General features: G+C 75.1%; 7 protein-coding genes. 3 read left to right on the top strand and 4 right to left on the bottom strand.

Translation table 11 applies throughout. The annotated features are described in order from the left end of the window. Positions 1-31: 31 nt before the first annotated feature. The 4 genes from pigE to V1L54_RS01145 form a co-directional block, all read right to left on the bottom strand. Positions 32-2,659, bottom strand: coding sequence for a prodigiosin MAP biosynthesis aminotransferase PigE (gene pigE, locus V1L54_RS01130; RefSeq protein ID WP_330115886.1), 2,628 nt, complete (start codon positions 2,657-2,659; stop codon positions 32-34). Positions 2,660-2,763: 104 nt separating this feature from the next. Beyond that, positions 2,764-5,286: a hypothetical protein gene (locus V1L54_RS01135; RefSeq protein WP_330115887.1), complete on the bottom strand. Its 2,523-nt coding sequence runs from the start codon at positions 5,284-5,286 to the stop codon at positions 2,764-2,766. Between the two features lie 784 nt (positions 5,287-6,070). Beyond that, complete coding sequence (locus V1L54_RS01140) at positions 6,071-8,332, bottom strand: MMPL family transporter (RefSeq protein ID WP_330115888.1); 2,262 nt, start codon at positions 8,330-8,332, stop codon at positions 6,071-6,073. Positions 8,333-8,462: 130 nt separating this feature from the next. Then, on the bottom strand, positions 8,463-9,092 hold the full coding sequence (locus V1L54_RS01145) for a TetR/AcrR family transcriptional regulator (RefSeq protein ID WP_330115889.1): 630 nt from the start codon (positions 9,090-9,092) through the stop codon (positions 8,463-8,465). 104 nt (positions 9,093-9,196) lie between these two features. On the opposite strand from V1L54_RS01145, the gene V1L54_RS01150 reads away from it, so the two are divergent. The 3 genes from V1L54_RS01150 to V1L54_RS01160 all read left to right on the top strand — a co-directional run bounded on the left by V1L54_RS01150 (position 9,197) and on the right by V1L54_RS01160 (position 12,412). Next, positions 9,197-10,393: an MFS transporter gene (locus V1L54_RS01150; RefSeq protein WP_330115890.1), complete on the top strand. Its 1,197-nt coding sequence runs from the start codon at positions 9,197-9,199 to the stop codon at positions 10,391-10,393. Positions 10,394-10,458: 65 nt separating this feature from the next. Then, a complete protein-coding gene (locus V1L54_RS01155; protein WP_330115891.1) occupies positions 10,459-11,283 on the top strand; it encodes a thioesterase family protein in 825 nt (274 codons plus the stop codon). After that, a complete protein-coding gene (locus tag V1L54_RS01160; RefSeq protein ID WP_330115892.1) occupies positions 11,273-12,412 on the top strand; it encodes a sugar ABC transporter permease in 1,140 nt (379 codons plus the stop codon). The genes V1L54_RS01155 and V1L54_RS01160 overlap by 11 nt, the downstream gene beginning before the upstream one ends. Positions 12,413-12,520 lie beyond the last annotated feature (108 nt).

Below are 12,520 nucleotides of genomic sequence, written 5' to 3' on the forward strand. Positions count from 1 at the left end.
GCCCCGGGGCGGTGCGCGGGGCGAGGGGCCGTCAGCGGCCCGGCGGCAGCCAGGCGTCCAGGTCGGAGTGGAGTGCCAGATCGCGGCAGACGGCCTCCACCCCGGCGACGAAACGGTCCGCTTCGGCCGTGGTGAGGACGAGCGGCGGCTGGATCCGCATGACCCGGTTGTGGTTGGCGGTGACGAAGGTGAGGATGCGGTGGTCGCGGGCCAGACCGTTGACGAAGCGCAGGCACATCAGGTCGCCGAGGGTGGACTCCAGCGCGGAGCCGGCCCGGGAGAGCGCGGAGCGCAGGTCCCCGGGCAGCCAGTCGACCACGGTGTGCAGATCGCCGGGCAGCCGGGTGAGCAGCTCGTCCGTCAGCGACCGGACCGCGCCGGAGAAGTCGCCGTCGAACTCGATCGCCGTCATCAGCCCGATGCCGCGCACCTCCTTGACGAAGTGGTACGGCTCGCACGCCTTGCGCAGCGACCGGCGCAGGTACTCGCCGACCTCGCGGGCGTGCCGCGGCAGGTCCTCCGCCACCAGCACGTCCAGAGTGGCCAGCCCGGCCGCCGCGGCGAAGTTGCCGCCGCCGAAGGTCGAGGAGTGCAGCATCGAGCGGTCGGTGCTGCCGTACGCGGCGTCCCACAGGTCGCCGCGGCAGAGCGTCGCCGCGATGGGCACCAGGCCTCCGGAGAGCGACTTGGCCAGGCACAGCACGTCCGGGTCCAGACCGTCGTGGTCGGCGGCGAACAGCGCGCCGGTGCGGCCCAGACCGGTCTGGATCTCGTCCAGGACGAACGCCGCCCCGGCCCGGCGGCACAGCTCGCGCGCCTGGCGCAGATAGCCGTCGGGCGGCAGGACGACACCGCCCTCGCCCTGGACGGGCTCGACGATGAAGGCCGCCGCCCCGTCGATCACCGCCCGCAGTGCGTCGAGGTCGCCGTACGGGACCGCGACGGTGTCGGGCAGCAGCGGGCCGAACGGCGTCCGGTGCCGGTCGCGGCCGGTCACCGACAGCGCGCCCAGCGTCTTGCCGTGGTAGCTGTTGTCGGCGTGGACCAGCCGGGTGCGGCCGGTCCCGGCCCGGGCGACCTTGAGCGCCGCCTCCACCGCCTCCGTACCGGAGTTGCTGAAGAAGACCCGCTCCGGCCGGCCGGGGGCCAGGGAGCTGAGGTGCTCGGCCAGTTCGGCGGTGTGGACGGGCATGGAGATGTACTGGACGAACGTGGGGGTGCCCCGGTCGAGGAAGTCCCGCAGCCGTCCGGTGACCCGGGGATGGTTGTGGCCGAGGTTGAGGCAGCCGTAGCCGGCGACGAAGTCCAGGTACTCGGTGCCGTCGGCGGTGGTGAGGGTGCAGCCGCTGCCGCCGGTGAACACCCGGTCCATGCCGTGCGCCTCGAACAGCCGGGCCATCGGGGGGTTCATCCGGCTGCGGAAGCGCCGCGCGGTGGCCGAGGCGAGCTGTTCGGCGGTCCCGGCGTCCGCCGGGCGGTCCGTGCCCTCCCCGGTGTCCTCCCCGGTGTTCTTCGGGCCGGACGGCGGGCGCCGGAGGTGCCGGGCGAGCCGGAGGATCTGCTCGTCCGCCACCGGCCGCCCGAAGGAGGCGAGCGGGGTGGGGAGGAAACCGTGCCGGGCCGCCAGCGCCCCGATGGTGCGCACCCGCTCCAGGTCCAGTTCACGGCCCAGCGAGAAGGATTCGGCACGGCCCTCCAGCGCCAGCACCAGCGTCTCGGCCAGACAGCCGTTGAGCTGCTGCGTCGGACTGGGCAGGGAGCCGTCCCCGACGGTGACGCCGTCGCCCGCGCTGACCAGCCCGCCGTCGACGACCAGCACCTCGTGGCCGTCGCGCGGCGGCGTGGCGACATCGCGGGGCAGCGCCACGTCGACCACCACCGAACCGGGCCGGATCCGGTCGGGGTCCACCAGACCGCCGACGGAGGAGGCGCAGACGAACAGCCGGGTCTCCGGCGAGCACTGCCGGATGTCGTCGACGAGCCGCACCCGGTCGTGGTGGGCCGGATCCAGATGCCGCAGCAGCGCCTTCGGGGAGCGGTTGCCGCGGCGGCACACCAGGTCGAGCGGGAAGCCGTCCGCCAGCAGCAGCCGGGTGACGGCCAGACCGATCGAGCCGGGGTAGCCCACCACCGCCACCCGGGTCCGCTCCGGGGCCAGTTCCAGCAGCCGCACGATGTGCAGCAGCTCCTGGTGGGCGGCGTACACGGTCAGGGAGTTGCCGCTGGTGACGGGGATGCCCACCTCGCGGGCCGTCCACAGGCCGCGGTCGCCGACGATGGAGGTGGCGCCGCCGAGGCCCACCAGCCGCGCCCCGGAGTCCCGCAGCTTCGCGGCCTCCGCGGCGACCATGTTCCGGGCGGTGGTGGGGCGGCGCAGCAACTGGTCGGCGGTGTACGGCAGATAGCGCACCTCGCCGGTGCAGCGCGCCCCGGCGGCCGAGGTCACCGTCTCGAACAGCGGGACCGGGAGGCTGTGGCGCGGCTCCGGCGGGCGCGGGACGCCGCGGTGCTCGTCCAGCAGACGGGAGAAGAGGTCGAGCCCGCGTATCTGGTTGCGGTGCCCGGCGCTGATCGGATGGGCGAGGAAGCCGAACGCCGTGCCGGTGGGCTGCGCGGTGGACTGGGGGCCGCCGGTGCGGTGCGGGGTGTCGGGGGACAAGAGGATGCCTCCGTGGGAAGGTCCGGGCGCGGGCGCGCGGGGCGCGCCGCGCTCCGGTCTGCGGATCGAAGCCGGTGAGGGAGCGGGCGTGAGGTGCGGGCGGGTCAGGAACCGGGGAGACCGGCGCGGTTGCGCGCGGTCCGGATCATCGCCGCGGTCAGGTCGGACAGCTCGTCGCGCTGCCAGCCGTGCGAGGACAGCAGACTCAGCCCGTCGCCCTCGTTGTTGTGGGACAGCGGGACCGAGCAGAGGTTGACGGTGGCCGGCTGCCGCAGCAGGTCGCGCAGCTCGGCTCCGGACGGGTCGGCCAGGTGCCGGTGGTGGACGGTCAGCGGGCCGAAGGACCGCGACCACTCCGGTTCCGGCAGGCTCACCACCTGGTTCTGGCGGCTCAGCTCCGCGTCGGCACGGCCCTCGTGGTAGGTGCGGATGACCGAGTGCCCGCCGTCGACCAGCCGGAAGACCGTGACGTTGCGCCGCAGCCGGTGCCCGTAGAGGCACACCTGCTGGACGAGGGCGGGCACGATGTCGGGCACCAGCGCCGCGGCGCCGTCGCCGATGAAGGCGAGCACGTTGTCGTCGCGGGTGAGCGCGACGGCGGGGACGGCCTGGAGGGCGTCGCCCATCAGCGCCCGACCGTACCAGCCGGAGAAGCCCGGTCCGGTACGGGGCAGGTTGCGGACGGCGGACAGGCCGCCGCGGCCCACGTCGTACACGCCGGTGTAGGTGTAGCCCTCGGTGGTGATGAGCTCGTCGAGCACCTGCCGGAGCCGGCCGAAGAAGTGGTTGGCGCTCATCGGCAGCACCGGCAGCTCGTGCACCGCGTCGGAGGCGCTCTCCCGGGCGTCGGCGAGGGCCGCGGCGCGGGCCGCGAGGACCTCCGGGGCCACGTCCAGCCGTTCGCGCAGGGCGTGCAGGAAGCCGCGGGCGTCGGCGAGCACGGGATGGTCGGTGAACGGGGCGAGGTGCGCCGGTTCCCGGGTGACCTGGGCGATGCGCAGGGAGCGCCGCAGCACGCGGGGCGAGAAGGGGGTGGCCGCCTCGGCGATCCGGCTCTTGAGGAAGAGCAGGCACTGCTCGGAGCGGGGGCGCAGCCGGCCCCGGCTGTGCAGATAGGAGTGGACTCGCCAGGAGAAGCCGTACAGTCCCAGGGTCCCCAGGTACTCGGGCACCACGCGGCCGTCGCGGTACCGGGAGACCTGGCCCGGCCGGGTCAGCGAGTCGGCCAGGGCCACGCCCGCCCGCCGGGCGATGTCATGCACCAGGCCGGCCTCCTCGTGGTCCAGTCGGCCGACCTGCCACAGCAGCCGGCCGGGGCCGTGGTTGACGAGGTCCGCGACCGGCGCCAGCTGGTCCTCCCGGACCGTGAGCGAGGCGGCCGGGCGGCGGCCCGGCACCGCACCCGCACCCGCACCGGCGGGCAACGGACCGGTGGCCCGCAGGACGGCGGGGGTGGCGAGCAGGACGACGGGACCGCGGTCCTCGTGGTACGCCGCGTACGCCGCACCGAGGTCCGCGGGCAGCCGGTCCGGGTCGTCCAGGTACACATGGGGCACGCCCCGGGCCGCGAGCACCGCGCGGGAGTCCTCGGCGCCGTGGACGGTCCCCTGGAAGGGGTACCAGGCGGTGGACGGGGAGTCGGCGCAGACGACGAAGCCGCGGGCGCGGGCCTCCCGGAGGTTGGCCAGGGTGCCGCGGAACTCGTCGACCATCCCACTGGTCACCACGGTGAGGAAGGGCGCCTCGTCCAGCTGCCAGCGCGCCAGCGCGCCGCAGGCCAGGCTGTGCTCGCTCGGTCCGCGCAGCACGGGGTTGCCGGACTCCCCGGCCAGGCGGTCGAGGTCCTCGATGAGGCCGGAGACGACCGAGCCGGTGTAGTAGTGCAGGCCCCAGGCGGAGCCGGCCTGCCCGGTGAGGAAGCCGTGGAGCGCGTCCGCCAGGGTCGTCACGCCGTCCCGGGCGGCGACCCGCGCCGCGGAGTCGTTGAGCCACCGCTGCACGTGGTCGCCGAAGAGGCGGACGACGTCGGCGGCCAGGGTCCACGGGTCCGCGGGGAGTAGGTGCAGCGGATACGGCCGCGCCACCTGGACCGCCGCCCCGTCCCCGGTGGTCCCGGGGATGCCGGCGGTCTCGGGGTTCTCGGTGTAGACGGCGGTGTGGCGCGCGCCCAGTCCGGTGCCCAGTCCGCCGGGCAGTCCGTCGGCCAGCTCCCGTAACGCCTCGGCGACGGCTGTCTCGAACGGCGCGGTGCTCAGGCCCGCGCCCGCCGCGTCGACCAGGACGAGGGGGACCGGCCCGGCGGCTCCGGCGGCGGGCAGCCCGCGCACCGCACGGGCCGCCCGGTCCGGGTTGTCGGCGGTGACCAGACACAGCTCGGCCGTGGGGAGGGCGCTGTCGAGGAAGGCGCGTGCCTTGCCGAGGATCCGGGTGTAGACGGGTGTCCGGGCGGTCTCCGGGGACTCGGAGGAGGGGAGTTCGACACCGGGGTGGACGCCGGTCAGCGGACGCTCCGATCCGTCGGCGAGGTCGGTGAGGGCGCGGAGGACGGCGTCGTGGAAGGAGGCGCGCTTGCCGATGGACAGGACGAGGAAACGGCATGGGGAGCCGGCCGGTGCAGCAGTGCTCACGTTCGGAACTCCGTTCGGCCTTTCGGCGCGTGAGGGTGTCCTCCGTGTCCGCGCCCGTGCGGGCGCGGACACGGAGGAGAGCTGAGGGGTGCGGAAGAGGGCTTCTCTTCCGGTCTTCCGGGTGCGGCCCGCTCCGGCCCCGGACGGACCCGCGGCGCGTACCCGCCCGGCTGTGGTGGACCGTCCGCCGGACCCGTCACCGGGGCACGGCGGTGTGTTCCGGACGGGGGACGTGCGGGGACGGCCGGCACCGCTTCGGCGGGACCGGTGCCCGCTCCGCCGTTCGCCGCGCCGTCGAGGCGGGCGGGGCGGACCGGGGAGGAGGAGTCAGGCGCGGTGGACGAGAGGGCGTGGCAGCCGCCGCCCGCCGGACACGGCACGGTCGCGGGGGCGGGGCCGGAGGGCGTGCCGGGCGGTGGCCCGGTACGCCGTCCCGAACAGGGCGCGTGTGGTGCGAGAGAAGTCTCTTGAGTCAGGCAATCGTATCCCCCCGTTGGTCAGCGACGGCGGGCTGCGTGCCCGGCCTCTCGCGATGACACATGAATCGATTGTCTCCGCGGGGGACGGCCGGCACGGTTGCCGAAGCGGTCGCGCGACCTGGTCCCTCCGCCGGAATCCCGGGAGGGGCGACCCCCTTCGCTCCCGTCGCGAGCAGGTCATCCGCGCTCGGGAGAACTTGCTATATGTCTACTCTAGCCCTTCACTCTAGTCAAGTTGGGCCGACGGGCCCGCCCCGGCCCGTGGGGGAGGCGGGCCGGGGCGGGAGCGTGGGGAGGCGGGCCGGTCAACCCTCGTGCAGTCCGGCCTTCTCGTGAAGTTTCCGCAGCGGACGCGGTGCCCACCAGTTGACGCGCCCGAGCAGCTTCATTCCGGCCGGCACGAGGATGCCGCGCACCAGGGTGGCGTCCACGAGCACCGCCAGGGCCAGTCCCGCGCCCAGCAGTTTGAGCAGGCTCAGCTGCGAGGTGGCGAGCGCGGCCAGGACCGTGGCGACGACCAGGGCGGCCGCGGTGATCAGCCGGCCGGTGTGGTCGATCCCGAACACCACCGCCCGGGTGTTGTCCCCGGTCGCCAGGTACTCCTCGCGGATGCGGGAGAGCAGGAAGACGCTGTAGTCCATGGACAGACCGAACGCCACACAGAACATCAGCAGCGGAACGGTCACCTCCAGTTGCCCGGTGTGGGTGAAGTCGCCGACCAGCCACTTGAGGTGGCCGTCCTGGAAGACGTAGACCATCGCTCCGAAGGAGGCGGTGAGGCTCAGCACGTTGAGCAGCAGGGCCTTCAGCGGGACGACCAGGCTGCCGGAGAACAGGAAGAGCAGGACGAACATGCTCAGCGTGATCACCGCGGCGGCCCAGGGGATGCGCTCGCCCAGCGCGCTCTTGGTGTCCACCAGGGACGCCGCCTCCCCGCCGACCAGCGGGCGCGACGGCGCGTCCACCGCCCGTACGGCACGCACGTGCTCCTCGCCCGCCGCCGAGTTGGGGTTGACGGCGGGGACGACCGACAGCCAGGTGCCGCCGTCCTCCGAGTCGGCCGTGTAGGCGGCCGAGCCCGGCCCGGGCGGCGCGACCCGGCGGCCCTCGGCCCAGCTCCCGGCCGCCCCGTCCACCCGCGCCGTGCCCCCGACGAGGGAGAGTTCGCGGGCGTACCGCTCCAGGTCCGCCTGCCGCTCCCCGGGGTCCAGGCCCGGCAGGACCACCGTCGCCGGGGAGGTGGAGGCCCCCGGGAACTCCTCCCGGATGGTGTCGGCGGCGGCCCGGGCGCTGCTGCCCTCCGGGAGGATCCGGTCGTCGGTGAGACCGAACCGGGCGTGGCCGAAGGGCAGCGCGAGGATGATCAGCAGCGCGGCCACGGCTCCGCCGAGCAGCACCGGGCGGCGCATCACCCTGCTCACCAGCCAGTGCCAGAAGCCCTGCCCGTCCTGCCGGGACCCCGGCAGGCGGCGGCGCAGGCCCGCGAATACGTCGAACCGGTCGATCCGCCGGCCGATCAGCGCGAACACCGCGGGCAGGATCAGCAGGGAGGCCGCCGCGGCGAGGACCACCACCGCGATCCCGGCGTAGGCCAGGGACTGCAGGAAGTACACGGGGAAGACCAGCATCGCGGCGAGCGAGAGCGCCACGGTGAGCGCGGAGAACAGCACCGTCCGGCCGGCGGTGCGCAGGCTCTCGGCGATCGCCTCGCCCACCTCCCGGCCCCGGGCCAGCTCCTCGCGGTAGCGGGTGACGATGAACAGGCTGTAGTCGACGGCGAGTCCGAAGCCGAGGGCCGTGGTGATGTTCATCGCGAACAGGGAGACCTCGGTGAACTCCGCCATCAGGCGCAGCACCGCGAGGGTGCCCAGGACCGACACGACGCCCACCAGCATCGGCAGGAGGGCGGCGACCAGGGAGCCGAAGGCGGCCAGCAGGATGAGCAGGGTCAGCGGCGCGGCGATCAGCTCCGCCCGGGTCAGGTCCTCCTGGCTCTGTTTCTCCAACTGGTTGTTGACCGGGGCGTCGCCGGTGGCCGTCACGGTGAACGGGCCCTGCTCGCCGGTGAGTTCCGGTACGAGGTCCTGGGCCGTGCGGGTGGCCCGGTCCTCGTCGCCGGCGAGTTTCACCAGGACCAGGGCGGAGCGCCCGTCCTCGGAGCGCAGCGACGGGTCGCCGGTGGTCCAGAACGACTCCGCGAACACCACGGAGGACTCCGCGCGGAGCCGCTCGGTGAACTCCCGGCCGGCCCGGGCGGGTTCCGGCCGGTCCACCGGGGCGTCGGCCTCCAGCAGCAGGACCATGTTGGGGGACCCGGCCCCGAAGCGCTCGGTGAGCAGCCGCTCGGCGCGGGCGGACTCGGAGTCCTCGGGGGTGTAGCCGCCGCTGGACAGATGTCCGGCGACTCCGCTCCCGAACAGGGCGGCCGCCACGGAGAAGGCGGCCACCAGCAGGAAGACCGGCGTCCGGCGCCGGATCAGGGCGCGGGCGAGAGCCGCGAGCCGGCTGTGCGGCGGGGACGGCTGCGGGGCGTCCCGGCCGGTGTGTGGCCGTGTCGTCAGAGCCACGGGTTCTCCCAGGGGTTCTCGGGGCGGTGCGGGCACGTCACCGCCCCGCCGCGGTCGGAACGCGCCGGGTGTCGGGCCACCGGGCGCCACGGATGTCGTACGGGGGCCCGACCCCGGGCCCTCCCGAACCTCAGCTCCCGCCGACGAGGTGGTGGTACAGGGCGGAGTGGACCCAGTCGGCCCACTGCTGCGAGGTCCAGCCCCGTTCGGTGACCAGCAGGTGGTACATCTCGGGCCCCAGCAGGCCGTAGCTGATGTCCACGGCGCGGTCGAGGGTGAGGGAGCCGGGCAGCGGGTGCTTGTCCGCCAGTGCCTTCACCAGGTGCCGCTGCACCTCCAGGCGCTGCCGCTTGTTGCGCTCCCACAGCGGGGCCACGTCCTCGTTCGAGGCGGCCGCGTTGCGCAGCACCTCCAGCAGCTCGCCGACCCGCTCGTAGATCTCCCGGGCGCCCGCCACCTGGTGGCGCAGCTGGGCCTCCGGGGACTCGGCGGTGACGGCGTCCCTCACCCACCGGCGCTCCAGCGTCGGGATCGGCTCGTCGTCCCCGGCGACGCGTACGTCGACGAGTTCCTTGAGGATCGTCTGCTTGTTCCCGAAGCTGAAGTAAATGGTCTGGACCGCGACCTTGGCCTCCCGGGCGATGGAGTCGATCGTCGTTCCGTCGTAGCCGTTGGCGATGAAGAGCCGGAGCGCCCCGTCGAGCATGCGCCTCCTGGTTTCCTGTGCCTTCTGCTGCCGGACGCCGGACTTGGCCTTCATCCTCGCACCGTCCGTTCTACTCGTTGGAGTTAGTATCTAGAGTAAGACTACATAGAAGTTATCCGCATACGGAATGCTCGGTACAGGAAGAGGGGGGACCGCGTATGACCGCACAGTCCGCACCACGGGCGGACGATCGGACGTCGGACACGCCCGGAGGACTGCTGCCGCTGCTCACGGCGGGCATGGGGCTGGCGATGTTCGTGCTCTTCGCGCTCGGCGCGCTGGGACCGCGGCTCCTCGGCGAGCTGGAGATCTCGCGCTCCCAGCTCGGCACGCTGACGGCGCTGGCCTTCGGCACCGCCTCCGTGCTGTCGCTCTACACCGGCCACCTCACCGACATCCTGGGAGGCCGCCGCACCCTGACGGCGCTCCTGGTGACGGTGGCGGCGGCCTTCACCGTCCTCTCGCTGGGCGGCGAGTACGGCTGGCTGCTGCTCGCGCTGCTGCTCGCCGGAATCGCCCAGGCGTTCGCCAACCCCGCGACCAACCGGCTGATCGCCGTCCATCTGCCGCCCCCGCGGCGGGCCGCGGCCGTGGGCGTCAAGCAGTCCGGGGTGCAGATCGGCGCGTTCGCCGCCGGTCTGCTGCTCCCCTCGCTGGCGGCGGCGCTCTCCTGGCGTACGGCACTCGCCCTGGTCGTTCCGGTGGCGCTGGCCGCGGCGGCCCTGGCCCTGCGCCTGCCGCCCGACCATCCGCCGGCCGAGCGGCGAGCGGGCGGTCTGCTGCCCGCGGCGCCCAACGCCCCCGCCCGCTGGCTCATCGGCTACTCGTTCGGTGTCGGCACCGGTCTGGCCGCCCTCAACACCTATCTCCCGCTCTACGCCCACGAGGAGCTCGGCATGGGCGAACGGGCCTCCGGCGGGCTCATCGCGGCGCTCGGCGTGGCGGGCATCGCGGCCCGTGTGCTGTGGACCCGCCACAGCGGGCGCGTCGCCGACATCTCCGTCCCGCTGCTCGTCCTGGCGGGGGTGTCGGTGTGCCTGGTGCTCCTGCTGCCGGCCGCCACCGCGCTGACCCCGCTGGTGTGGCTCGGCGCCGTCGGCCTGGGCGGGACGGCGGTGGCGGCCAACGCGGTCTCGATGGTCGCGGTGGTGCGCAGCCCGGCGTTCGGCGCCACCGGGCACGCCTCGGCCCTGGTCTCGATGGGCTTCTTCGGCGGCTTCGTCGCCGGGCCGCTCGCCTTCGGACTCCTGGCGGACGGCCCGGGCGGTTACCAGACCGGCTGGGGACTGGTGGGCGCCGCCTTCCTCGCCTCCGTGCTGTGCGGAGCGCGGCTGCGCCAGGTGATGCGCCGATGACGACGGAGGCCGGAGAGACGACGGGGAGGACCGTGCGGAGCGAAGGAGAGAGAGCCGGGCGGCCGGTGGCGGCCCGAAAGCGGGCGGAGGGGAGGAGCCCCGGCGCGCTCTTCCGGACCGGGGGCGGCCGCCACCTGCCGTCCCCGAGCGCCACCGGCCCCCGGGGGCCAGGGCATCTCCACGGCGGTGCCGTCGCCGCGCTGGTGGCCGCCCGGGCCCTGGAGGTCCTGGGGGAGGAACGGCCGCCGGCCCGCCTCACCGTCGACTTCCTCGGCCCCGTACCGGCGGCGCCGCTGGAGGTCACCGCGGAGCGGGTTCGGGCCGGGCGCAGCTTCGACGTGGTGGACGTGTGTGTCCGGGCCGGCGGCGTCCCGGTCGCCCGGGGCGGCGTCGTGGGGGTCCGCCGGGCGCGGACCGCCCTGCCCCGGCACCTGCCGCGGGAGCCGCGGCCGCCGTCCCGGGAGGAGGGCTGGGCGCTGCCCGACACGGCGGGACGCCCCTCGTTCAACCGGGACGCCGCCGAACTCGTCCTCGTGGACGACCCGGCCAACCCGTACGGCGGGACCGGGTGGGCCAGACTGCGCCGCGCCGTCGTCGAGGGCGGGCCCCGCCACGGCTGTCTCGCAGCCGTGGCGCTGGCCGACCTCGCCCACGGTGTCGGCGCCGTGCTGCCGCCGCACCGCTACCACTGGACGAACCTTGATCTGACGGTCCACCTCGAACGGCCGCCCGAGGGCGAGTGGATCGCCCTGCGGGCCCGCACCCGGGCCGGAACCGGCGGACTGGGCACGGCCGAGGCGGTCCTGCTGGACAGCGCCGGAGCCTTCGGCTCGGCCGCCCAGACCCTGCTGATCGACGGAACACGAGACGGTGAACAGGATGACGGGTGAGATGACGGCCGACACCGACCTGCCCCCGGCCCGGCCGTTCCCCGGCGCCCGGGAAGCGGCGGAACTGCTCCTCGGACGCGTCACGGCCACCGCCGGCGAGCTCGGGGAGCTCTTCCCGCTGTACGCCGACCCGGCCACCGGCCGCTGGCGGACCAGCCGCCGGGGATCGTGGGCCGGGGGCTTCTGGGCCGGACTGCTGTGGCTGGCCGCCGCCCGTTCCGGCGACCCCGCCGACCGCGGGCGCGCGGCGGCGTGCACCGCCCGGCTGCGGCCCAGGGCGGCGGACGACACCGACGCCCGGGCCATGATCTTCTGGTACGGAGCCGCGGCGGGCCACCGGCTGTGCGGCGACGACGGCGCCGCGGCGATCGCACTGGAAGGGGCGGCGGCGCTGGCGGACTCCCGCCGGGAACTCGGGCCGGGGGCGTTCGTCCCGGCCGGGACCGCCCTGGGCCGCGGCCCGCGCGGCGCCGTCACGCTCACCGTGGATGCGGCCGCCGCCGTGACCGCCCTACTCGGCTGGGCCGGCCGGACCGCGGGGCGCGCCGACTGGACGGCGCTGGCCCGGCAGCACGCCGCCGCCGTCGCCGAGCACTGCGTGGACGGCGACGGCGCGGTACGGGCGAGCGCCGTGCCGCGGGAGGGCGCGGCCGGGCACCCGCCCGCCGGCCGGTGGTCGCGCGGGCAGGCGTGGGGCATGCTCGCCCTCGCCACGGCGGCCGCCGTCCCGGACCCGGGACCGGACTTCGGCGCGGCGGCGTGCCGCACCGCCGACTGGTGGCTGGACCGTACGGCCGGCGGCGTGCCGCCGTGGAGCTTCGCCGACCCGGACGGCCTCCGGGACACCTCCGCGGCGGCCATCGCCGCCGAGGCGCTGCTGGTGCTCGCCGAAGTCCTGGGGGAGCCGCGGGGCGCCGGCTACCGCGAGGCGGCGGCGGACCTCCTGCGCACCCTGGCCGAACGCCATCTGACGCGCCCGGCCGCGGGTGCCGGAGGCGCCGCGGCACCGCCCGCCGGGATGCTGCTGGACGGCTGCTACGACCGGGAGTCCGGCACGGCCGTGGCGCACGAACTGGTCTGGGGCGACCACTTCCTCCTCGCCGCGCTGCTGCGCCCGGCGGGCGGCTGAGCCCGGCGGTTCCCGAGGCTCCGGACGATCCCGGGGACGACGGACGGCGCCGCCCGCCGCGATCCCTGTCGCGGCGGGCGGCGCCCGGCTGGCGCACCGGAGGGCGCC

It is taken from the genome of Streptomyces rubellus, from assembly GCF_036323805.1.
GTDB lineage: Bacteria > Actinomycetota > Actinomycetes > Streptomycetales > Streptomycetaceae > Streptomyces.

Excerpts from the sequence above, each read along its gene's own strand:
- V1L54_RS01145 (WP_330115889.1), bottom strand. The coding sequence starts at position 9,092 with ATGAAGGCCAAGTCCGGCGTCCGGCAGCAGAAGGCACAGGAAACCAGG.
- V1L54_RS01160 (WP_330115892.1), top strand. The coding sequence starts at position 11,273 with ATGACGGGTGAGATGACGGCCGACACCGACCTGCCCCCGGCCCGGCCG.
- V1L54_RS01150 (WP_330115890.1), top strand. The coding sequence starts at position 9,197 with ATGACCGCACAGTCCGCACCACGGGCGGACGATCGGACGTCGGACACG.